Source organism: Vicinamibacterales bacterium, assembly GCA_035699745.1.
Classification (GTDB): Bacteria; Acidobacteriota; Vicinamibacteria; order Vicinamibacterales; family 2-12-FULL-66-21; genus JAICSD01.
This window is the reverse complement of the sequence record DASSPH010000037.1, coordinates 23932-46304: the sequence shown is the minus strand read 5'-3', so window position 1 is coordinate 46304 and position 22373 is coordinate 23932. Positions and strand designations below refer to the sequence as shown.

The window sequence follows — 22373 nt, the reverse complement described above, 5'->3', positions numbered from 1 at the left end:
AGCCGACGACGAGGAACGACCTGCCGGAGATGGTGGAGCTGTTCCAGCGGCACTTGCCGCGGCTGCGGAAGATCGGCATCAACACCACAGGGCTCACGCCGCATCGCGCCATCCCCATGCTCACGCGTATCGTCGAGTTCTGCGCCGAGAAGCGCGTCCTGATCAGCATCCGCGTGTCGCTCGACGGCATCGGCAACATCCACGACCAGGTCCGCCACGTCAAGGACGGCTTCGCCAAGGCGGGCAAGACGATCGACGCGATGCAGGCGCTGGCGCAGAAGCACGACAACTTCCAGTTCGGCATCGCCGCGACGCTCTTCGCCACCAACATGTCGGACGGCGAGAACATCCTCGCGTGGGCGCGCGCGAAGGGGCTCGACGTCGTCTTCAACATGCTGCGCTTCACCGACGCGATGCTGCACAACAAGTCGCTCGAGGAGAAGGTCGGCTTCCGCGAGCGCGAAGAGGCGTTCATGCGCAAGTTCTTCCTCGACCGCGTCCAGGAAGAATCGGTGCTGAGCGGCCAGGCGTTCATGTACCTGCACTACGCCGACATGATCGCGAACGGCTACCACCGGACGATGCCGTGCCCGTTCCAGAGCCAGGGGCTGCTGCTCAACCCGAACGGCGATCTCCATTACTGCGAGAACTCGCAGAAGATCGGCAACGTGCTCGACGAGTCCGCCGAGTCGCTCTATTACAAGGCCGAGAACCTGGCGCACCGGCAGCAGATCAAGGAACAGACCTGCCCGACCTGCCTGAGCCCCTGCCAGGTCAACGTCGGCGCGATGAAACAGTTCGTCCCCTACGCCAAGTTCCTGAAGCGCGCCTACCAGGTGAAGAAGGACACGACCCGGCACCTGGACACGCTTCCCGAGCCAGTCGGCCGCTAGGCGGTGCCGAGAGCGCTCAAGATTCTCATCGCCGTCGTCCTGACGGCGCTCGTTCTCTACTGGTCCAGTCCGTCCGCGATCCTCGCCGCCGCCGCGGCGATGGACTGGCGGTGGCTCGGCGCCGCGGTCGGGCTCGTGTTCGTCGATCGCACGCTGATGGCGCTGCGGTGGATCGACCTGCTCGTCGCGCTCGCCCCAGGGACGCGCCCGCCGCTGCGGACGGTGCTGCGCGTCTTCTTCCTCAGCTCGTTCGTCAGCAACTTCATTCCCAGCGTCGGCGCCGATCTCTACCGCGCCTACGCACTCTCCCGCTACGACGTGCACCTGGCGGAATCGACCGCGTCGGTCCTGATGGATCGCGCGCTCGGCGTGCTCTCCGTGGTGGTCGTCGCCGCGGCGGCGCTGCCGTTTGCGACGGTGGAAGGGACGCGCGACCTGGTGCTGCTGCTGGCCGCCATGGCCGCGGTTTGCGCCGTGGCTGCAGCGGTCGTGTTCAGCGAGCGCGCCGCGGCAATCGTCCGCGCGGCCGCCGGCCTGGTTCCGATCGCACTGCTGCATCGCGTGACCGCGGCGCTGACGGACGCCGTGCGCGCCTACGCGACGCACCACCGCGCCGTCGCCCGCGTGCTGGCGCTCTCGATCGCGGTGCAGGCATTCCGTGTGCTGCAGGCGTGGTGTCTCGGCCGCGGGCTCGGCCTCGATCTGGCGCTGACCACCTACTTCGCGTTCATTCCGCTCATCGTCTTCATCATGCAGGTGCCGGTGACGCCCAACGGCCTGGGCACCACGCAGCTCGCGTTCGACCGGTTCTTGGTGCCGCAAGGGGCGCCGCGGCCGGAAGTGTTCGCGCTGTCGATGCTGTTCCTCGGCCTCGGGTTCATCGGCACGCTGCCCGGCGCGGTGCTGTACGCGTTCGCGCCTGCGGGGGCGCGCGCCGGGACGCGCGGATAGACGAGGATGCTCATCTACTTCGTCGTCTACCTGCTGGCGCTCCTTCCCGGACTGCCGCTGGGTTTTGCGCTGTTCGGACGCAGGCATGCCGCGGGGTGGATCGCCGGCGCGCTGTTCGGTTACGTGGTGACGTCGCTGGCGATCTGGACGGCGGTGTTCGCGCGGATGCCGTCAGCCCTCGTCTTCGCGGGCGCCTGGGCCGCCGCCATCGTGGTCGTCTGGCTGCTTACCCCGGGCGTGGTGCGCCCGCTGATCGAACTGCCCCAGTGGTCGGCGCGCGATTCGGCGGCGCTCGCGGCAGTCTGGATCCTGACGCTGGCGATCGCGGTGCCGCCGTTTCTCCGCGCCGGTGAAGTGGACGCCGCAGGGAACAGCCGCTATCGCGCCTACTTCACCGCGGATTTCGTGTGGCACACCGCGCTGGCGGCTGAAATCGCCAAGTTCGACTCGCCGCCCCGCAACCCGTATCTCGCGCACCGGCCGATCCACTACTACTGGACCTATTTCCTGCTTCCGTCGGCGGTGGCCGGGACGGCGCCGGCATCGCTGCCGTCGCTGAGAGACGAGCAGACGTGCCTGAAGGGCAACGCGATCGCGACCGCGCTGCTGTTCGTGTCCGCCATCTTCATCTGCGCGTGGACCGCGCTGCCCTACGCGTGGCCGGTCGCGACGGGCGTGACCCTCGCCATCGTCGCGGCGAGCGCCGAGGGCACCTTCGCCCTGTGGCGGTTCTGGCAGACCGGCGTGCCGCTGTCCGAAGTGCGCAACCTGAATATCGACGCGATCGCCAACTGGTGGTTTCACGGCGTCCGCACCGACGGTCTCCAGCGCTGCTTCTGGTGGGTACCGCAGCACTCGATGGCCTACGCACTGGGACTGGTCGCACTCGCCGTCGTGAATGTCGCCGGCTCCGCCACACCGGTTCGCGCCATCGCGCTGGCGGGTCTGGCGCTCGGCGGCGCGACGATGATGAATCCGCTCGTCGGCGGAGTTTTCGCGCTGGTCTGGGGCGCCGCCGTTGCCGCCGACGCGGTCCGTTCCGGGGCGTTCGTTCCGCGCATCCTGAGGCACGCCGTCGCGGTGATTCCGGTGGCCGGGGCGCTGGGCTGGGTGATGCTCAACCGCATGGCCGAAGGCGGCGGCTCCGCGCTGCAGTTCGGCTGGCTCGGCGATGCGCGTAATGCACCGGTCGTCACGCTCGCGCTCTCGCTGGGCCCGGCGCTGCTGGCCGCCGTCGTCGGTCTGGCGGTCGGCCGCGTCGGCCGGCCGTTCGCGCCGGCCCTGCTGGCGGCGCTCGCCCTCGCGATGATGTTCTTCGCGCGGCTGAACGTCGATTCCGCCTGGATTTCGTTCCGCTCGGGGCAGTTGTTCCTGATCGCCGTGCCGGCGCTCATCGCGCGCGGATTCGTGACGACGGGCGCGGCCAGGCGCACGGCCGTGGCCGCTGCGATTGCCGCTGCCGTCATCGGCACGCCGACGACCGCAATCGACGCGTACAACGCGCAGGACACGTCGAACGTTTCCGACGGCCCGATCGGCCCGTGGACCGTGCTCATCTCCCCGGACCAGCGCGCCGGGCTCGACTGGCTGCGTCGCGGCACGCCGCAGACGGCCATCGTGCAGATGGAGCCCCTGGTGCGCGACCGCAGCACGTGGAGCCTGATCCCCAGCTTTGCCGAGCGGCGGATGGCGGCGGGACGGCCGATCTCGCTGCTCGGCGGCACGTCGGACTACTCGGAATATGCGGAGCGCGCGGCGCGGGTGCGGGCGATGTATCAGACCGGCGATGCCCGCCAGGCGTGGAACATCGCGCGCGCGCTGCGGATCGATTACGTCTGGGTGGACGGCACCGAGCGCAGCGCGTATCCCTCAGGCGTCGCGAAGTTCGATGGGAATCCCGCGCTCTTCGCGCCGGTCTTCACGCGGGGCGACGTCCGGATCTATCGGGTGCACGAGCGATGATCCGTCCGGCTAGCCCTTCCGATAGCGCCAGAACGTCCGCGTCCCGATCAACCAGTCGCGCGCGCCGATCTTCTTGCCCTCCTCGCGGCTGCGCGGCGCGTAGCCGATCGGCACTTCGACAATCGTCTTCCCTCTTGCGAGGAGCCGCGCCGTGATCTCGTGATCCAGCTCGAAGCCGGTCGTCGCGAGCGGAAGGGCCGCCAGATCGGCGCGGCGAAAGAGCTTGTAGGCCGTGACGGTGTCTGTCAGATAGCGGCCCGTCAGCGCCCAGCCGATGGCGCTGAGGCTCCGGCCGCCGATGTAGGCGGCGAGCGACTGGTTGGGGTGGCGGCCGCGTCCGAGATAGCGGCTGCCGTACACGGCGTCGGCGCGCCCCTCGAGCAGCGCGCGAAGCATCGGCAGGTAGTCGCGCGGGTCGTACTCCAGGTCGGCATCCTGGATGATCAGCAGCTCGCCGGCGGCTGCCTCGATCCCGGCGCGCACGGCGCGTCCCTTGCCGCCGTTGCGCTCCATCCGGATCACGCGAACCCCCTCCACCGCTTCCGCGATCGCTGCCGTGTCATCGCGCGACCCGTCGTCGACGACGATGATTTCCGGCGCCACCCCGAGCGGCGCCAGGTCGACGCGCCTGATGCGTTCGAGCAGCGTCCCGATGAACCGCGCTTCGTTGTAGGCCGGAATGACGACGGACAGACGCGTCACGCGCCGCTCCGTGACGCGAGCCAGGCCTCGACGACCTGCAGATCTTCCGGAGTGTTGACGCCGATCGCCTCCATCGGATCGCTGCACGGAATAGTGACGACGTTCTGCCGTCGTGCCAGCCAGGGGATGAACGGAAGGAAGTTGCGCTCCCCGGTTCCGCTGCCGGCGGCGGCGCGTCCTGCGAACTCCTGCAGCTCCTTCCGGAAGATCTCCCGCGCCATCGCGAAGACGCCGACATCCCCTTCCCCTTCCCCGGGCATCGCATCCCCCTCGCGCCGCTGGAGGAGTCCGGCGATGCGTCCGCGAGCGTCGCGCGTGAAGTGGATGTACGGGTCGCTGCGCGTGACGGTCGGCACGATCATCGCGGGTCCGGGACGCTGCTCTTCCGCTTCCACCACACGCCGCAGCGTGCCGGGCAGCACGCCAACCTGATCCGCCCAGGTGATCCAGACGGCGTCGGGGCGGCGCGCCTCGACTGCCGGCGCGGCGAGCAGAATCGCATCCAGCATCCCGGTCGGGGCTGCCTGCTCGACGACGATTGCCGCCCGCCCGGAGGCCCAGCGCGACACGGCTGCGCGTGAAACCGGACTGGCGATCACGACGATGCCGTCGACGAACGGCGTGTAGAGATCTGCCAGGCGATCGAGCATCGAGCGGCCGCCGACGGAGACGAGAGGCTTGGGAGTGTCTGCGCTCAGGCGCGTTCCGCGGCCGGCGGCAGGGATGACGAGCAGCCGGCTCAGAGCCACAACGAGATCAGCGTCACGAGCGCGTGCAGCCCTTCGAGCGCGCTGGTCCGCCGCACCCGATCCGGCGAGATCGGCATGAAGTGGACCGGCATTTCGAGCACGCTGGCTCTGCGGCGCAGCAGCCGCGCCAGCAGCCGCTCGTTGACCATGCGATCGGTGAGCGTCCCCACCTCGAGCGCGTCCGAGGCCCGGACGGCCCACACGGCCGAGAGCGTATCGGACATGTAACGCCCGTACAGAACCAGGCAGGCCAGACTGAGCACGTGGCTGCCGACGAAGCTGACGGCGCCGAGCACGGGGCTCGAGCGATACCGGTAGCGATACGACTCCTGGATGTCGCGCACCGAGAGGCGGCGGCTTCCCCAGACCGCATCCAGCCGGCGATCGGTCAACTGCGCGAGCAGCGCGACCAGGTCTTCCCCGCGATACATGCCGGAGGATTCGAACAGCCCGACGTAATCGAATTCCCCCTCGCGCACCGCGTCGAGGAACTGGGGTGCATCCGGCACGACGCGGACGTCGAACGGCAGACCGGCCGTGAAGTGCGGATCGAAGTCGAACGCGCCCAGGCAGAAGACGACCACATCGATCGGCTGCTCCTGGATCCCGCCCCGCACCATCTCGAGCATCGATTCGGTGGTCTTGTTCACGGAACCGGAGTCGTGCAGGAGCACGGCGATGCGCGTCGTCCGCCGCGGGGCGAGCAGCGTGTCGATGAACGGCTCCAGCACGCGCGCGGCATCGTGCAGTCCGGACACGCCGTCCTCGTAGGCGCCGATCCGCACGAGCCGCGGATCCTCCATCAGTTCCACCGGACCGAGTTGAACGTAGGGCGCCGTCTCGGCCCTGCCTGGCTCGTTCATCAGGTAGTGGGTGATCAGACACGGCGCGGGCAGCGGAGAGCTGACGTTGTGTCTCAGATAGCGCAGCGCGCGATCCACGAGATCGACGGCGGTGCTGCCGGCGATCTCGGCGTCGGTCTGGATGTTGGTCAGCAGCAGCTTGATGGCGCGCAGGTTCGAGCCGATCGCGTCGCCGAGGCCGGGCGTCAGGTACGAGGGAAAGAGGCTCGAGTGCTGCGTGCCGGGCGCGTAGATGATCACATCCGCGCCGGCGATCTTCCGCGCCAGTCTCGGGTTCAGCGCCAGCCCGGGGCGGCGCGCCTCCAGCGCCCGGATTGCCTCGTCGCGCGGCATCCGCTCGATCGCCCGGGCTTCGGCCTCGCTCGGCACGCGATCGACGAGGAAGATGCGGTCGATCGTGTTCTGACGGCGGCCGTCCACGATCGCCTCCTCGGTGCGGAGCAGCCGTCCTTCGGCATCGAGGGCGACGAGATGCGCATTCCGGCCGTCGGTCACGTTCTCGATCAGTCCGTCAGGCAGGCTCAGCAGCGCACAGTAGCGGTCGACGGCGGCATTGAAATCACGTCCGGCGGCGAGGTACGCCCCCGCGAATACGATGTTGCCGACGCTGCAGTCGTCGAAGGTGAAATCGCCCCGGCGCCGGTACTCGTCGATGAAGGCATCGATGTACGGCGCGAGCGGCGGCCACTCGCGCGCCAGCGCCTCCAGCTCGGCCAGCGCCGCCTCGGCTGTAGTGCCCGCGCCGAGCCGGCGATCGAGCGCGTCGATCAACGCTTCCGGAGCGCTGAGCAGCTCGCGCGCCACGCGCGATGCGTTCTTGCGGAAATCCGAGGGACCGAGGCTGTCGCGCAGGAAGCGGCGCACCTGTCCGGTCGACGCGCCGTCGTCGTACCCGTTGATCGCGAGGGTCAGCGAGACGCCCTTGCGCGCCACCAGCTGACGCACCAGCGCACCCGATCCGCGGCCGCCCGTGAACACCACGACGCCGAGCGCGCCGGCGCGCGTCGAGGGTCCCTGATGCACAGGGGAATTATGGCACGTCATGTAAACTTAGGGGTTCATGCCATCCGTTACCATCGTCGGCGCGGGGGTCGCCGGACTCACCATCGGCTACCAGCTCTCGCGCCGCGGCTATCAGGTCACGATCGTCGAACGGAATGCGGTGGTCGGCGGACTCGGACGCACGTTTCACTACGGCGACTTCCACTTCGACGTCGGTCCGCACCGCTTTCATACCGAGAACCCGCGCGTCGCCGCGTTCATCCGCGAAATCCTGCTCGAGGACGCGATCGAGATTCCGCGCAAGAGCGGCGCGCGGATGTTCGGCAAGTACCACGAGTGGCCGCTCCGCCCCAGCATCCTCGCCGCGATGCCGATCAAGCTCATGATCACGGGGGCCAAGGACCTGGTCCTCAAGGAGCATCTCCCCGGCGAATCGTTCGAGGCCGACGTCGTCAACAAGTACGGGCGCACCCTCTACGAGATCTTCTTCGAGCCGTACACCAGGAAGTTCCTCTTCTATTCCCCCTCGGAACTGCACCGCGACTGGGCGCGCGCCGGCGTGAACCGCGCCGTGATCGACAAACGCGCCGCCGCGGACTCGCTCTGGAACCTGCTCAAGACGACGATGATGCCCAAGCCGGTGGAGACCATGTTCCTCTACCCGCCGCACGGCGTCGGACGCTTCTCGGACAAGCTCGCCGAAAGCATCACGAGCGCGGGCGGCCGCATCATCCTCGGCCAGGACGTCACCGCCGTCGAGACCTCGGGGCGTCGGGTGATCGCCGTCACCGCCGGCAGCGAGCGGATCGCGACCGACAACATCGTCTGGACGGCGCCGCTCACGACGCTCAACGCGCTGCTCGGCGTGACGAGCGTCGATCTCGAATATCTCTCGACCATCTTCCTGAACTTCGAGATCGGCAAGCCGCCGCGTCTCGATTACCAGTGGACGTATTTCGGCGGGGACGAGATCTTCTCGCGCGTCACCGCGCCGGAAGCGTTTCTGCCCTCCACCGTGCCGCCGGGCAAGAGCGGGCTGTGCGTCGAAGTCACCTGCCGGCAGGGGGACGCCCGGTGGCAGAACCCCGAGAGCCTGCGGCAGCCGGTGACCGACGATCTGGTCCGCACCGGGATGGTCGGCTCGGCCGGCGACATCGAGCGCGTCCACATCGAGCGGGTCCCGTTCACCTACCCGATCTACAAGTTGAACTACATGCAGGAACTCACGCGCAATCTGCGAGAGCTCGGGCACTACTCGAACCTCCTCCTCGCCGGCCGCTGCGGACGCTTCTGGTACAACAACATGGACCACTCGATCGGCCAGGGACTGACGATGGCGGACAAGATCGTCCGCGGCGAGGTCCTGGCCGAGATCGACAGCGCCGATCGCGAGTTCTGGGCCACCGAAGACGACGGGAACGTGCCGATTCGGCAGGAAGAGATCGCCGAACCGGCCGACGACGTCGCACAGCGATAGCCAGGCAGTGCGTCAGTGCGTCAGTGCGCCCCTCGAACCTCGCCCCTGGCTACCTGATCGCGCTGCCGAGCGTTTCGGGGCGCGGCTTCGATCCGATGTAGACGTTGCGGTAGACCGCCCCGCCGATGCTGGCCGACTCGGTCCCGCTGCGGCCCACCGGCGCGCCGAGGTAGGCATAGTGCGTGCTCGGCGTGTACGTGCCTTTGAGCGACGGCATGCCGATGTTGTAGATCGTGTTGCCGTTGATGCCCGTCGTGCCGACGCCGCCGTCTTTCACGATCAGGCGGAACTCGGCGCCCCAGTTCGCGCGCCAGTAGTAGACGTTGGCCGGATTGAGGTTGTACACCGAGCGCATGCGGGTCGCGGTGTCCGGTTCGTAGCGCTTGTCCAGGTCGTCGCCGTCGCCGTAAAGCGCGCGGAAGGTGATCGCGTTGGGCGGAAAGCCGAGGACCCCGCGATACTGAATGTCGACGCGGTAGCGATTGGTGATGAAGTCGGTCTGCCCTTCCTGCATGCCGAAGACCTTCGCCTTGTCGCCGGGACCGTTCGCGCGCAGCCCCTCGACGTCCATCGAGAACTCGCCGCTGGAGACCGTCGACGCCAGCAGATAGCGGACATGGCTGACGCCGTCGTTCAGGCGCAGCCCCTTGCCGGGAATGAAGCTCGCGGATCCGACGATGGTGCCGATGGTCTCGCCATGGATCAGCGGATCGTACAGCTCGCCGGCGCGATTGAAGCCCACCAGCTTCGACTTGAACTGGAACGTGTCGGACCACGGCCCCGTCGCCGTTCCCTGCACGGCGCGCGCGCGCCAGTAGAAAATCGTGGTCGGCTGCAGGTCGGCATCGACCGCGAAGCTGGTCTTGCCGCCGCCGCCCTCGGGGACGCCGGTCTTGCCGACCGTCGCATCGAAGCCGTTCACCGACTGCGTCGTCGCCGCGGTGAACTGGGCGGTGTCGGAGATCTGAAATTCGTAGGTGCGCGTCCCGGTCGGCTGATCCGAGGTGACGTTCTGCACGGTGAGCGTCGGCCGCAGGGTATCGAGCTGCTCGTTGGCCAGCGGCGCCTCGAGCTTGGGCGCCGTCAGCGTGGCGGCGACCGGCGTCGGTGTGGTCGGCGTCGAGTTCTTGCTGCCGCCGCAGGCGACGGCCAGAACCGCCGCGGCCGCGGCCGATGCGGTCTGGATCAGGATGCGATGCTTCACTTGCTGGACCTCCGTAGGGGCGCCGCGCGGCGGCGCGTTTCGAGCACGATGACGTGGCGCTGCAGCAGCTCGACGTTGTCGGAGCGCCGCGCCGATTTGAGGATGCCCGCGACCGCCTCGAAGACGTCGCGGTCTTCCTTCGGCAGCGCCGGATCTTCGAGCGCATCGGCAATCAGCAGCTCGAGACCCGGAATCGTCTTCGATCGGTCGAACGAGATGAGCGCGCGGCCGTCCGGCAGGTGGATCAGTTCCACGCCGGTGCGCTTCTCGAGCGTCGGACTGGGATTGACGACGATGACGGAATGGCGGCCGAAGGTCGCGAGCTCTGCCGGGGGATGACGCCCTTCGGCCAGCAGCGGCTGGGCGAGCCGGACGATGGCGCGGCCGAGGTCCGGATCGAGCGTGCCGAGCGCGTCGAGGACGCGCTCGGGCAGCGTAAAGGTGACCGGCCTCGCCGGTGCGGTAAACTTTCGAGGCCGCCCGCGGCGCGGCGCGAGCGGAACCTCCGCGGTTTTTCTGAGCACAGCGGGAATTTCTACGAGAATAATGCGTCTGGCGCGCTATTTCAACACAAAAATCATCGCCGCGGCGATCGCTGTCGCGGCCGCCGCGGGGGGCTGCGGCGGCGCGAAGGGGCCGGGTCCGACGCCGGTGATCGATCCGCCGCAGATCGCCTGTCCGGCGGACATCACCGTCGCCGAAGTGCCCGTCCCGGCGATCGAGGTCACCTATCCGGCGCCGACGACCACCGCAGGCGCGGCGCCGGTGAACGTGACCTGCGCGCCGGCGTCCGGATCGCAGTTCGCGCTCGGCGAGACGACCGTCGCGTGCGCGGCCCGCGATGCCCAGGCGCGCGAAGCGACGTGCTCGTTCCGCGTCAACGTGAAAGGGTTCACGCTGACGGTGAAGAAGTTCGTGACCGTCGGCGATTCCCTCACCGCGGGGGAGAACGGCCTGCCGTCGATCGTGGACGTGCCGAACTCGTACCCGGCAAAGCTCTCCGGATTGCTCGCCACCGCCTATCCAGGGCAGGACATCGTCGTCGTCAATCGCGGCGTCAGTGGATTGAAGGCCGAGGAACTGGAAGACCGGATCCCCGGCATCGTCAACGCAGAGCGCCCCGATGCCGTCCTGCTGATGGTCGGCTACAACAATCTGACGACGCCGTGCGCGCCCGGACTTTTCGGCACGGCCGCGTGCAGCGCGGCGATCGACTTCACGGCCGTCTACGGCACGCGCGACGCCATCCGCCGGATCAAGGAATCGCCGGCCGGGGTGAAGTACATCTTCGCGAGCACGCTCGTGCCGCCGGGACCCACCGGATCGAAGCGGATCGATCGCGAGGCGATTCTCGAGGTCAATCGCCGCATCCGGCAGCACGTCGCCACGGAACGCGCGACGCTCGTCGAGACGTACCCGCTGTTTCAGGGACGCGAAGCCGAGCTCGTTTCGCCCGATGGACTGCACCTGAATGCCGCCGGCTACCAGGTCGTGGCCGAGGCCTTCTTCCAGGCAATCAAGGCGACCATCCCACAAACACCACAGCTGAGGTAGGATCCGTGGTCGCGTGGGGCTCCCGAGACTTCGCTATCTGGCTGCGACCGCACTGACGTTCAGTCTTGCCTGCGGCGGCAAGGGGAACGGACCGGTCGACCCGACACCGCAGCCGTCCGCGCCGGCCATCGCCTGTCCCGCGGATCTCACCGTCCGCGAGGTGCGCGGCGCGGTGCAGGCGGTCACCTACCCCGCGCCGACCGTCTCCGGCGGCGCGGCGCCGGTCACGGTCAACTGCAGCCCCGGTTCGGGATCCGACTTCCGCCTGGGGGCAACGGCGGTGGCGTGCTCCGCCACGGATGCGCAGGCGCGCGCCGCGACGTGCTCGTTCACCGTGACGCTGACCGGGTTCGCGTTGGGCGCCGCGAAGTTCCTCGCGGCGGGAGACAGCCTGACCGAGGGGGAGAACGGGCGCATCAGGATCCTCGACATTCCCAACGCCTATCCGACGAAGCTGCAGGAGGCGCTCGACGCGGCCTATCCCGGTCAGAACCTGCGCGTCATCAATCGCGGCATCAGCGGCTGGCCCATCGAGCGCACGGCCGAGGAACTCCCGGGCGAGCTCGCGGCCGATCGCCCGGACGCGGTACTTCTTCTCAGCGGCTACAACAACCTGCTGAACGAATGCGGCCGCGGTCCGGTGAATACGACCGACTGCGGCGCCGCCATCAACGCGATCGGCGACGGCGTCCGCGAAGTGATCCGCAAGTCGAGAGAGTGGCGCGTCAGCTACGTGTTCGTCAGCACGCTGACACCGCCCGGCCCGGTCGGTCCCGGATCGAAGGATCGGCGCATCTCGAACGACGCGATCGTCGAGACCAACGTGCGCATCCGGCAGATCGTCGCGGGCAACGCCGCGACGCTGGTGGACGTGTACCCGCTGTTCCTCGGCCACGAAGCGGATTACATCGAAGCCGACGGACTGCATCTGCGGCCGGGCGGAAGTCAGGTCGTCGCGGAGGCGTTCTTCGCGGCCATTCAGAACACCGTGAAACAGACGCCGCTGGACCGGTAACCGGTTACCGGTTACCGGTTACCGGCTACCGGTTACCGGTTACCGGTGCCGAGGCCGGCGAGCCAGGCGTCGAGACACGCCATCTCCCCTTTTGTGGGCAGCCGCGTCTGGATGCCGCCGTCGTAGTGGAAGGTCGCGCCCACGCCGGCGCGGCGCATGGCCGCGGCGGCGGCGCGGAATCGCGCCGGATCGCTGTCCCGCCGTCCCGGCTGCGGCGCGTCCGCGGCGCCGATCGGCTCGTCGTTGATCAGCGGCTTGCCGAACTTCTTCATCAGCGCGGCCCCCTCTTCGACCTGTTTCACCCAGTCGCTGCCGCGCGGACTGTGCCACGTCACGTACGTGCCGGCGGCAAATCCATCGTGATACTCGACCGATCCGAGCGCGACCGGCACGCCTTTGGGAACGTGAGGCAGCAACGACTGCAGATGGGCAGGATTGTGCATCTCCTTCGCCTGGGTCGGATGCCCCGGCTCGTTCGCGAGCTCGAGCAGCGCGTTCGAGTGCTGCGCGCAGATGGCGGCGATGGCCTTCACGAACGCCGCGCGATCGACGGTGATGACGCTCGTGCCGGTAAAGGCGACGACCTCGACGTACATGCCGTGCTTCCGCGCCATCTCGAGCAGCCGCGGCAGCGCGCGGGCGCCGTCCGCCGGCGTGAGCTGGAAGATGCCGTCCGCCATCGCGAACACGCGGACGACGGTCAGCCGCTTCGACGCCGCCCATTTCAGGTACGCGTCCGCTTCGTTCTCGCGGCCATGCGCGACGAACTCCAGCAGCCGGAACGCCGAGATGCCGCGCCAGCGGAACGTCGAGCCGTCAGGGCTGATGAAGCGGGTGCCTGAGACCCTGAGATGGCCAACCGTGGACTGCGAACTGTAGGCCGCTCCGGCCTTCAGGCCGGAGATCCCCGACACCATCACCAACAGGACGAGCGCCGCGAATCGCACGGCGGCTACCGCGGAGCGCGGATCCCGAAGAACGCGCGGCCGAAGTCGGTGAGCGTCCCGACAGAGCTGAAATGGCTCTCGCAGATCCACCAGCGCCCCTTCTCGTAGACGTTGGTGGTCCAGCAATCTCCCTGCACGGAGCCGACGCTGCCCTTCGGACACTTTCCATTCAGGCAGCTTTCCTCGCGGGGCGAGTCGGTGATCACGCGCGAGGTGAATGCGCAGAACGTGTGAACCGTGGCAGTCGTCCGGGAAGGCGCGATCGAGAGGCTGGTGTGGCGCAGCGTCGACCCGATGATCTCGAAATCGTGCCGGTTGTCCTGGATGTCCTCGAGCTCCGCCTTCTTGCCGCTGCAGGTGTCGGAGAACTCCGAGACGCACTGCTCGGGCGAGATGCGCGAATTGGCGAAGTCGCCGAGGAATCGCAGCGACAGCTCCCGCAGTTCCTTCGGCGAGTTGTTCAGGCGGACGGTCGTCGTGCCCGAGGCCTTGTTCTCCGCCTGGGACGTCCCGCTCGTGTAACGCTCGGTCACCGTCAGCGTCAGCACGACGTCGGCCGGCGTCGCGGCGTCCTGCCCCGCGACCCACGTCACGCTCGCCCCGGAGCCTGAGAACGTGCCCGTATCGGCGCTCCAGGTGTAGGTCAGGTTCGCGACCGGTGTTTCGGCGTCCTCGACCACGGCGGTGAGCGTGATCGGCACGTCCACTTCCGCGCGCGGCGCCGACGTCGTCAGCGATCGGATCTGCGGCGCGGCATTCGCCGGCGGGGGCGGCGGCGGAGGCGGCGGCGTCGGTCCCGTTCCGGGTCCTCCGCATCCCGCGGCCAACAGGAGCGCGAGCACCGCCCGCTGCGACACGCGGCGCGTCGATCGGGTCACCGGAGCCCTCCGGCGCTGCCCGCGAACGGCACGGTGCTCGACTCGCGAATCTCGCGGATCACGTACGTCGGCTTGTCCTGGGACTCGTGATACGTCCGCGCGATCAGCTCGGCCAGCAGCCCGTTCATGATCAGAATCACGCCGCCGAGCGCCATGAACAATCCGACCCAGAACAGCGGCCGGTTCGCCGACTGGAACCCGAAGAAGCGCTGATAGGTGACGTAGGCGAACATCACGAATCCCACCAGCCCCATCGACAGCCCGACGCCGCCGAACATCTGCAGCGGCCGCGTCTTGTAGCTGCTCAGGAACTTCACCGTCATCAGGTCGAGGATGACGCGGAAGGTGCGGGTGATGCCGTAATTCGACTTGCCGTGCTCGCGGGCCCGGTGATTGACCACCTGCTCGCCGATCTCGACGCCGAACTCGGCGGCGATCGCCGGCAGGAAGCGGTGCATCTCGCCGTACAGCTTCATCGACTTCACGACTTCGGAGCGGAAGACCTTCAGCGAGCAGCCGTAGTCGTGCAGCCTGACGCCGGTCGCGCGCGAGATGATCGCGTTGGCGATCATCGACGGCAGGCGGCGGTTGATGAACGCGTCCTTGCGGTCCTTGCGCCAGCCGCAGACGATGTCGAGATCGCGCTGCTCGGCCGTCTGGATCATGCCGGGGATGTCGGCGGGATCGTTCTGGTTGTCCCCGTCCATGGTGACGATGTAGCGGCCGCGCGCGTGGTGGAATCCGGCGGCGAACGCCGCCGTCTGCCCGAAGTTGCGCCGGAACCGGATCACGCGCAGCCGCGGATCGGCCGCCTGCAGCCGCGCCAGCCGCTCGAACGTCTCGTCGCGGCTGCCGTCGTCCACCGCGACGATTTCGTAGGGCCGGCCGAACCCGGTCAGGCTCGCCGTCACCTCACGGTAGAGCCGCTCGACGTTGGGCGACTCGTTCCGCATCGGGACCACGACGGAAATCTCGGGCGTCATTTGCTGCTAAGTAACTGATTATACGGCATCTTCGAATCCTCGCGAGAGGCGGGATTCGGGATTCGGGACTCGGGATTCGGGATTCGGGATTCGGGATGAGCGATCAGGGATGAGGGATTCGCCGTCTCCGCTTCCAGAGGGTCCAGGCGAGGCCGATGGCGAGCGCGAGGCCGGCGAGGATGAGGCCGGCGGCGGCGGTGTTCTCCTTGATGAACGCCGATGCCTTGTCCCCGTACCACACCGCGAGCAGCCCTTCGCCGAAGTAGCGGGTGAATCGCGCGATGAACACCGCCGTCACGAACTGCCACACCGGGACGGCGGCGACGCCGGCGAGCAGCACGAAGATCTTGAACGGCGCGGGGGGCGGCAGCAGCGCCGGGACGATGACGACGAGGAGGCCGTACTTCTGATAGAGCCGGAGCCCGCGATCGATGTGGGTGGCCTTGAAGCGTCTGCGGAGGAACGCTTCGCCTCCCTTGCGCGCGACCAGATAGAGCGCGAGGCAGCCGAGCACCGAGCCGACCGTCGCCATGAAGGCGTAGTACAGCAGCAGGTGCTTGTGCTGCGTCACCATGTAGACGACGAGGAGGTCGTTGACTTCCGGAAGCGACAGGAACGACGAGTCGAGGAATCCGATCAGCAGCAGTCCCGGTCCGCCCCATGACAGCGCGAAGGCCTGAATCCAGGCGAGAAAACTCTTCATCCGTTCTGAAGTGTAGACTATGTGACGTTTGCACCGCGCTCCTCTGGCGATCGCGGCGATCGCGGCTGTGTTCGGGACCGCTGCCGCCGTCCACTACACACAGCTCGGCCTCGCCCTCGCGCACTACGACGCGCGGGCGCATCTCGTCGTCGCCCGCCGCGTCTTCGACAGTCTCACGCCGGGATGGCAGCAGGTCGGCGCGGTGTGGCTGCCGCTTCCGCACCTGCTCAACGCGATCCCGGTTCAATCCGATTGGCTGTACCGCACCGGCTACTCGGGGATCGCGATCTCCGTCGCGTCGACGGCGCTCGCGGCGTGGGCGATCGCGCGCCTGATCGGCGGCGCGACCGGATCGTGGATCGGCGGCGCGGTCGCGGCGGCGCTGCTGATGATCAATCCGAACGTGCTGTACCTGCAGAGCACGCCGATGACGGAGCCCTTGTTGTTCGGCACCACCTTTCTGGCGGTCTCACTGATCGCCGAGTGGTGCGTGTCGCTTGGCGGCCCGCCGTCGCCCGCGGCATCAGAGACGGGCTTCGGCGGGACTGGCGCGCCTGGATCTACGCGCGCGGCAGGCTGGGCGTGCGTTGCGGCGGTGATGACGCGGTACGAAGCGTTTCCCATCGTCGCGGCGGCGATCGGGCTGGCGTTCGTCGTGCTGCTGCGGCGGGGATTCTCGCTCGGCGCCGCGTTTCGCGCGGTGCGGGGGCTGGCGCTGTGGCCGATCTGGGCGCTGGCGGCGTTTCTCGTCAACAGCAAAGTCACCGTCGGCGCGTTCTTCGTCTCCGGCGGTTTCTACGTCCCGGAGAACCCGGCGCTCGGCGATCCCTGGCTGGCGTGGACGCAGATCTGGGAAGGCCTCGTGCGACTCGCGGGGCCGGCGGTGCCGTGGCTGGCGGTGGTATCCGCCGCCGCGATCGTGGCGGTCTCCTTCGGTCTCCGGCCAAGAGGCCGGAGCGGCCGGGAGGCTTCGTTGATCGTCCTGGTGGCGCTGGGCGCGTCTGCTGCGCTTCCGCTCTACGCCTACGCTCAGGGGCATCCCGAGCGGATCCGCTACGCGGTTCCGCTGGTCGCGGCCTGCGCCGCGCTCGTCGGCGCGGGCGTCGCGCTGCTGCCGCGGCGGATCCAGCCGGCGGCCGGCCTCGTCGCCGTCGCGCTGTCGCTGTGGCAGGTCCCGCCGTTCGATCCACAGGCACCGGTCGTCGTGGAAGCGCAGCGCGAGGCGCCGAACCTCGCCGGCCGGCGCGCGGTGACGAGGTACCTGACCGCGCACTGGGACGGCCAGCCGATTCTCATGAGCATGGGATCGCTCGCCCACTACATGCACGACCTGTCAGCGGCCGGCTTCGGCATCCGTGATTTCCTGCACGAGGGCAACGGCGAGATCTGGAAGTTCGCCGTCGCCCATCCCGCACCGGTCGCCGAATGGATCGCGATCGAAGAACGCGCCGAAGGGGGGGACGCACTCGACTGGCAGGCCAGACACGACGCCGCCTTTCTTCGCGGTTATCACCGCGTCGCGGAAGGCGGCGGCGTGGCGCTGTATCGGCGGGGGCGGTGACCGTCTGAATCGAAGCTTCGAAGGTCGGCGCGGTGACCGTCTGAATCGAAGCTTCGAGGGAGGCGAAGGGGTCGAAGGAGCTCGAAGGTGACCCAGTTGGTGATCGAAGATTCGAAGGTCGAAGGTCGAAGAGGCGAAGGTCGAAGGTCACCCGAAGAGCGTTTCCCGAAAATCCTCTTCGACCTTCGACCCTTCGACCTTCGACCTTCGAATCTTCGACAAGCGAAGCGAGGCTCCTTCGCCTCCTTCGCCTCCTTCGACTCCTTCGATTAGAACCGCACCCCGAAGGTGAAGTTGACGTTCCAGCCGCCGAGATCCAGCCGATCGCCGAGGAATCCCTCCTCGAACAGACCCTTGCCCTCGGCCTTCTGCCAGCGCACTTCCCCGCCGACGGTGTAGTTGTTCACCACGCCGCGAAGCCCGCCGAACACCGTCGGGCCGACGGCGACCCCTTCGGCGACGTAGCGTGCCGGGAAGATGTCGTTGTTGGTGTCCACGAAGTCGCCGACCTCGCTGTAGCGATAGCGGATCGCGACCAGTCCCGCGCCGACGTACGGTTCGACCGAACTGCCGCGCGGCAGGAGCAGGACGCGCCCGGTGAACGTCACCGGGATCTGCCGCAGCTTCAGCTCCTGCTCGATCTCCACCTGGCCGGGACGCACGAGATCCTCGTAGATCGTGGGAACCGTCCGCTGCGCGTAGCCGACGCTCACGCCGGCCTCGAAGTTCGACCCCACCCCCAGCAGGTACTCGACGCCGAAGGTCGCGCTGTTGAAGTCCTTCACCTCGAACAGCAGCGGATGCGCGTTCTGCAGATTGTTGAGCAGCACGTCGTCGGTCACGCGCGACTCGAGCCCCTTCAACGCGAAGTAGCCGATGGTGAAGTTCACGGTCGACGGCGCATCCGACGCGGAGGACGTGCTGATCTGGCGGATCTGGGCGCTGGCCGCCGCCGGCGCGAGCAGGATGACGAGAGCAATGAGGGCCTTCTTCATGACGATGCTGCCTCCCGGCACGGGCCTGAGCATGTTGAATGCCACCCCGGCCGGCGAAAATCGCGTGTTTTCCGCGGGTTTGCGGCGGATCGACTGTCTAAGGAACAGGTCAGGCCGTCCGCTTTCGTGAACGGATGACGTCGAGCATGACGTCGTGGATCCGGCCGTTCGAGGCCAGGATCTCTCCGCGGCGCGAGTCGAAGGGTTCTCCCGCCAGCCCGCTGACCCGGCCGCCGGCCTCCTCGATGAGCAGCGCGCCGGCGGAGATGTCCCACGGGTTCAGGCGGACTTCCCAGAAGCCGTCGAAGCGGCCCGCGGCGACATAGGCGAGATCGATCGCCGCCGACCCCAGACGCCGGACCGCCCGCGCCTTCTTGATGAAATCGCCGAACAGCCCGAGGACGTATTCCCCTTCCTGGTGGATGTCGTAATGGAAGCCGGTGCAGAGCAGCGAGTCGATCAGGGTACCGGCGGCGGCGGAGACGCGCATCGGAGCGCCGTTGAGCCAGGCGCCGCGCCCGCGTTCGGCGGTGAACAGCTCGCGCCGGTTCGGGTCGTAGATCGCCGCGACAATCGGCTGGCCGTGGCGCTCGAGCGAGCAGGCGCAGCAGAAAATCGGCAGACCGTGCGCGTAGTTGGTGGTGCCGTCGACCGGATCGAACACCCAGCAGTACTCGGCCTGCGTGTGCCGATCCCCCCGCAGCTCGAACTCCTCGGCGAGGACGACGTGATCGGGGAAGCGTTCCGCGATCAGCGCGCGGAACATCTGCTCGACCTCGCGATCCACCTGCGTGACCAGGTCGATCGCCCCCTTCTTCTCGACGTGCAGATCATCGATGCCGGCCAGCTGCATCGCGCCGGCCTTGATGACCGCCTGGATCGCGGTGGCGAGGAAGACCGGGGGAATCGATTCAGCCACTGGCCGCCAGCTTCTTCACCATGCGCACTTCCATGCCGCCCGCCGGCGCCCGATTGAGCTGCACGTCGTCCATGAAGCTGCGCATGAAAAAGATGCCGCGGCCGCTCGACTTGAGGATGTTCTCCGGCGCCAGCGGATCGGCGACCGCTCCGGGCTCGAAGCCCTCGCCCTGGTCGGTGACGCTGACCACGAGCTCGGTGGGGTCGTCGACGGGGGTAAAGGCGAATTCGATGATGACGTGCTTGGCGGGATGCTCGCGATTGCCGTGCTTGATGGCGTTGATCACCGATTCGCGGACCGCGACGCCGATCCAGTGGATCGAGTCGTCGTCGAAGGCGGCCATGTGCCCCATGCGATCGCTGAGGACCTGCACCAGGTCCAGCATGTCGAAGAGGCTCGGGATCTGCAGCCGGACGAGGCCGCCATGCACTGTCATGGAAGGGTTAGGATAATACAATAGTCGCCTGATGACCCCGTTGTCCGGATCCGCTGTGATCCCTCGCGTCTCCCGCGTCGCGGGGCGGCTGCGAGTACCCGGCGATAAATCCATCTCCCACCGCTACGCGATGCTGGCCGGCATCGCCGATGGCGTCTCGCGATTGCACGGTTATGCACCCGGCGCCGACTGCGCGGCGACGCTGGCGTGCCTCGAAGGGCTGGGGGTGCGCGTCGATCGCGGAAGCGCGCTTACCATCCACGGCCGGGGCCTGGGCGGACTGCAGCGGCCGGCGGCGCCGCTCGATGCGGCCAACTCCGGCACCTCGATGCGCTTGCTCTCCGGGCTGCTGGCGGCCCATGATTTCCGATCTGTAATCGGCGGCGACGCGTCGCTGTCCCGCCGGCCGATGCGGCGGGTCATCGAACCACTCGAGCGCATGGGGGCGCGCATTGCCGCGAACGACGGCCGTCCGCCGCTGACCATCGACGGCGCGCGCCTGCGCGCCATCACCCACTCGCCCGACGTGCCGAGCGCGCAGGTGAAGAGCGCCGTGCTGCTCGCCGGTCTTCATGCCGCCGGCCGGACGACAGTCGTCGAGCCGGCGCCCACCCGTGATCATACGGAGCGCGCCTTCGAGGCGTTCGGAGTCGCGGTCATCCGCGACGGCCACAGCGTGTCGGTGGACGGCGGCCAGCGCCTGCACGCGATCGATGCGCACGTGCCGGGGGACGTCTCGTCCGCCGTGTTCTGGCTCGCGCTGGCGGCGGGGACCCCGGAGTCCGACCTCACCATCGAGGGCGTCGGGCTGAACCCGTCACGCACGGGCGTGCTGGAGATCTTCCGGAGAGCGGGGGCCGCCATCGAGGTGATTCGAGATCCTCAGCCGGGCGGCGAGCCCGCCGGGTCGATCCGGGTGCGCTACGGCACGCCGCGATCGTTCGAGATCGCGCCCGAGGAAGTGCCCGGGCTGATCGACGAAATCCCGGGACTCGCGGCGCTGGCGGCGATGCAGCCGGGGATCTCGATGACCGTCCGCGGGGCGCATGAACTGCGGGTGAAGGAGAGCGACCGGATCACCATGCTGGCGCGCGGCTTCGGCGCGCTCGGCATCGCGGTCGAGGAATATCCCGACGGGTTCACCATCCACGGCGGTCCGCCGGCGGGCGGCGAAGCCGACGCGGCGCACGATCACCGGCTGGCCATGGCGTTCGCGATCGCCGGCAGCCGAGCCCGCGGCGACGTGCACATCACCGGCGCGGACGCGGTTGCCGTGTCCTACCCGGCCTTCTTTGACGAGCTCGATCGGATCGCCGGCGGCCAGTGACCCCGATCGACAAGATTTATCTCGTCGGCTTCATGGCTGCCGGGAAGACCACCGTGGCCCGGGCCGTGGCGCGGCGGCTCGGCTGGCGCGCCGAGGACGTCGACGAGCTGATCGAAGCGCGCGAGCGGAGCACGGTCGCCGACATCTTCGCGCGGCACGGCGAGCCGTACTTCCGCGCCGTCGAACGGGAGATCCTGCACCTGCTGCTGCCGCTGCGCCACACCGTGGTCGCGACCGGCGGGGGCACGTTCATGGATCCGGAGAGCCAGCAGGCCATCCTGCTGGACGGCACGTCCGTGTGGCTCGACGTGCCGCTCGAGACCATCGTCGCCCGGCTGCCGTCCGACGGCCGCCGCCCGCTGTCGGCCGATCGCGGGCAGATGGAGCGCCTGTTCCTCGTGCGGCAGGCCGCCTACGCGCGCGCGCACCTGCGCGTCGACGCGGCCGGTCCGGCGGAAGCGGTCGCCGAGCGGATCCTCGAAGCGCTGCGGATCACGTAAGTGCGGTACCTGATCCTCTCGGACCTCCACGCCAACATGGACGCGTTCGACGCGGTGCTGGAGCACGCCTCGGGCGCGTGGGATCGCGTGCTCGTGCTCGGCGATCTGGTCGGCTACGGCGCCGATCCCAACGCGGTGGTCGACAAGGTGCGCGCGCTGGCGCCCGAAGCGGTGATCCGGGGGAATCACGACAAGGCCGCCTCCGGCATCGACGACGGGAGTCAGTTCAACCACGTGGCGCGCATCGCGGCGCTGTGGACGGCGACGCGGCTGACGCCCGGCAATCTCGCCTACGTCCGCGCGCTGCCGATGGGCCCGGTGCAGGTGGACGCGCTCACCGAGATCTGCCACGGCACGCCGTTCGACGAGGATCACTACGTGTTCGACGGCCACGACGCGATGCTCGCGATCGGCGCGGCGCAGCGGCCGCTGTGCCTGTTCGGCCACACACACCTGCCGGCGCTGTTCAAGCTGATCGACGAGCGGTTCGAGGGGATGCCGCTGGACCCCGATCGCGATCACGTGATCCCGCTGCAGCGCGGCGTCAGGTACCTGGTCAACGTCGGGTCGATCGGCCAGCCGCGCGACGGCGACCCGCGCGCCGGCTACGGCATCCTGGACGACGAGGCGCGCGAGCTGCGCGCGTTCCGCGTGCCCTACGCTGTCGAGCGGGCGCAGCAGAAGATCCTGGCCGCCGGCCTGCCGGCAAGCCTCGCCAACCGGCTGGCGATGGGACGTTGAAGCCGCACGGC

General features: G+C 68.4%; 22 protein-coding genes. 10 read left to right on the top strand and 12 right to left on the bottom strand.

The window, feature by feature from the left end; all coding sequences use genetic code 11:
• The 3 genes from VFK57_07535 to VFK57_07525 all read left to right on the top strand — a co-directional run.
• A partial coding sequence (locus VFK57_07535) for a hypothetical protein (protein ID HET7695542.1) occupies positions 1-893 on the top strand: 893 nt, incomplete at its 5' end.
• Between the two features lie 3 nt (positions 894-896).
• On the top strand, positions 897-1844 hold the full coding sequence (locus VFK57_07530; GenBank protein ID HET7695541.1) for a lysylphosphatidylglycerol synthase transmembrane domain-containing protein: 948 nt from the start codon (positions 897-899) through the stop codon (positions 1842-1844).
• Between the two features lie 6 nt (positions 1845-1850).
• Entirely contained in the window at positions 1851-3806 is a 1956-nt protein-coding gene (locus tag VFK57_07525) for a hypothetical protein (protein ID HET7695540.1), read from the top strand.
• 9 nt (positions 3807-3815) lie between these two features.
• Here the strand turns inward: VFK57_07525 and VFK57_07520 are convergent, their stop codons facing one another.
• The 3 genes from VFK57_07520 to VFK57_07510 are packed head-to-tail and all read right to left on the bottom strand — an operon-like array spanning position 3816 to position 7143.
• Positions 3816-4508 (bottom strand): glycosyltransferase family 2 protein, encoded by a 693-nt coding sequence (locus VFK57_07520; protein ID HET7695539.1) that lies wholly within the window; start codon positions 4506-4508, stop codon positions 3816-3818.
• Positions 4505-5257: an NTP transferase domain-containing protein gene (locus VFK57_07515; GenBank protein HET7695538.1), complete on the bottom strand. Its 753-nt coding sequence runs from the start codon at positions 5255-5257 to the stop codon at positions 4505-4507. Before VFK57_07515 ends, VFK57_07520 begins: the two co-directional genes overlap by 4 nt.
• On the bottom strand, positions 5248-7143 hold the full coding sequence (locus VFK57_07510; protein HET7695537.1) for a 2-phospho-L-lactate transferase CofD family protein: 1896 nt from the start codon (positions 7141-7143) through the stop codon (positions 5248-5250). The genes VFK57_07515 and VFK57_07510 overlap by 10 nt, the downstream gene beginning before the upstream one ends.
• A gap of 37 nt (positions 7144-7180) precedes the next feature.
• On the opposite strand from VFK57_07510, the gene VFK57_07505 reads away from it, so the two are divergent.
• Positions 7181-8599 (top strand): FAD-dependent oxidoreductase, encoded by a 1419-nt coding sequence (locus VFK57_07505; protein HET7695536.1) that lies wholly within the window; start codon positions 7181-7183, stop codon positions 8597-8599.
• A gap of 49 nt (positions 8600-8648) precedes the next feature.
• Here the strand turns inward: VFK57_07505 and VFK57_07500 are convergent, their stop codons facing one another.
• Entirely contained in the window at positions 8649-9803 is a 1155-nt protein-coding gene (locus VFK57_07500; protein HET7695535.1) for a hypothetical protein, read from the bottom strand.
• Positions 9800-10327 carry a hypothetical protein gene (locus VFK57_07495; protein HET7695534.1) on the bottom strand — a complete coding sequence of 176 codons (528 nt, stop codon included), beginning with the start codon at positions 10325-10327 and terminating at the stop codon, positions 9800-9802. Before VFK57_07495 ends, VFK57_07500 begins: the two co-directional genes overlap by 4 nt.
• 22 nt (positions 10328-10349) lie before the next feature.
• On the opposite strand from VFK57_07495, the gene VFK57_07490 reads away from it, so the two are divergent.
• Together VFK57_07490 and VFK57_07485 are read left to right on the top strand one after the other, a co-directional pair.
• Complete coding sequence (locus VFK57_07490; GenBank protein ID HET7695533.1) at positions 10350-11357, top strand: GDSL-type esterase/lipase family protein; 1008 nt, start codon at positions 10350-10352, stop codon at positions 11355-11357.
• Positions 11358-11370: 13 nt separating this feature from the next.
• A complete protein-coding gene (locus VFK57_07485) occupies positions 11371-12372 on the top strand; it encodes a GDSL-type esterase/lipase family protein (GenBank protein HET7695532.1) in 1002 nt (333 codons plus the stop codon).
• Positions 12373-12404: 32 nt separating this feature from the next.
• Here the strand turns inward: VFK57_07485 and VFK57_07480 are convergent, their stop codons facing one another.
• From VFK57_07480 to VFK57_07465, 4 genes are all read right to left on the bottom strand, one after another.
• Positions 12405-13319: a hypothetical protein gene (locus tag VFK57_07480; GenBank protein HET7695531.1), complete on the bottom strand. Its 915-nt coding sequence runs from the start codon at positions 13317-13319 to the stop codon at positions 12405-12407.
• Between the two features lie 5 nt (positions 13320-13324).
• On the bottom strand, positions 13325-14197 hold the full coding sequence (locus VFK57_07475; protein ID HET7695530.1) for a hypothetical protein: 873 nt from the start codon (positions 14195-14197) through the stop codon (positions 13325-13327).
• Positions 14194-15180, bottom strand: a complete 987-nt coding sequence (locus VFK57_07470) for a glycosyltransferase family 2 protein (protein HET7695529.1) — start codon at positions 15178-15180, stop codon at positions 14194-14196. Before VFK57_07470 ends, VFK57_07475 begins: the two co-directional genes overlap by 4 nt.
• Before the next feature lie 103 nt (positions 15181-15283).
• Entirely contained in the window at positions 15284-15883 is a 600-nt protein-coding gene (locus tag VFK57_07465; protein HET7695528.1) for a VTT domain-containing protein, read from the bottom strand.
• A 28-nt stretch (positions 15884-15911) separates the two neighbouring features.
• Here VFK57_07465 and VFK57_07460 point away from each other — a divergent pair, with 28 nt between their 5' ends.
• Positions 15912-17444, top strand: coding sequence for a hypothetical protein (locus tag VFK57_07460; GenBank protein ID HET7695527.1), 1533 nt, complete (start codon positions 15912-15914; stop codon positions 17442-17444).
• A gap of 269 nt (positions 17445-17713) precedes the next feature.
• Here the strand turns inward: VFK57_07460 and VFK57_07455 are convergent, their stop codons facing one another.
• The 3 genes from VFK57_07455 to VFK57_07445 all read right to left on the bottom strand — a co-directional run bounded on the left by VFK57_07455 (position 17714) and on the right by VFK57_07445 (position 19794).
• Positions 17714-18439 carry a hypothetical protein gene (locus VFK57_07455; GenBank protein ID HET7695526.1) on the bottom strand — a complete coding sequence of 242 codons (726 nt, stop codon included), beginning with the start codon at positions 18437-18439 and terminating at the stop codon, positions 17714-17716.
• Positions 18440-18548: 109 nt separating this feature from the next.
• Positions 18549-19358, bottom strand: coding sequence for an inositol monophosphatase family protein (locus tag VFK57_07450; protein ID HET7695525.1), 810 nt, complete (start codon positions 19356-19358; stop codon positions 18549-18551).
• A complete protein-coding gene (locus VFK57_07445) occupies positions 19351-19794 on the bottom strand; it encodes an ATP-binding protein (protein HET7695524.1) in 444 nt (147 codons plus the stop codon). The genes VFK57_07450 and VFK57_07445 overlap by 8 nt, the downstream gene beginning before the upstream one ends.
• Positions 19795-19825: 31 nt before the next feature.
• Here VFK57_07445 and aroA point away from each other — a divergent pair, with 31 nt between their 5' ends.
• The 3 genes from aroA to VFK57_07430 are packed head-to-tail and all read left to right on the top strand — an operon-like array spanning position 19826 to position 22362.
• Complete coding sequence (aroA, locus tag VFK57_07440; GenBank protein ID HET7695523.1) at positions 19826-21121, top strand: 3-phosphoshikimate 1-carboxyvinyltransferase; 1296 nt, start codon at positions 19826-19828, stop codon at positions 21119-21121.
• Positions 21118-21621, top strand: coding sequence for a shikimate kinase (locus VFK57_07435; GenBank protein HET7695522.1), 504 nt, complete (start codon positions 21118-21120; stop codon positions 21619-21621). Before aroA ends, VFK57_07435 begins: the two co-directional genes overlap by 4 nt.
• Positions 21622-22362 carry a metallophosphoesterase family protein gene (locus tag VFK57_07430; protein HET7695521.1) on the top strand — a complete coding sequence of 247 codons (741 nt, stop codon included), beginning with the start codon at positions 21622-21624 and terminating at the stop codon, positions 22360-22362.
• Positions 22363-22373: the final 11 nt, after the last annotated feature.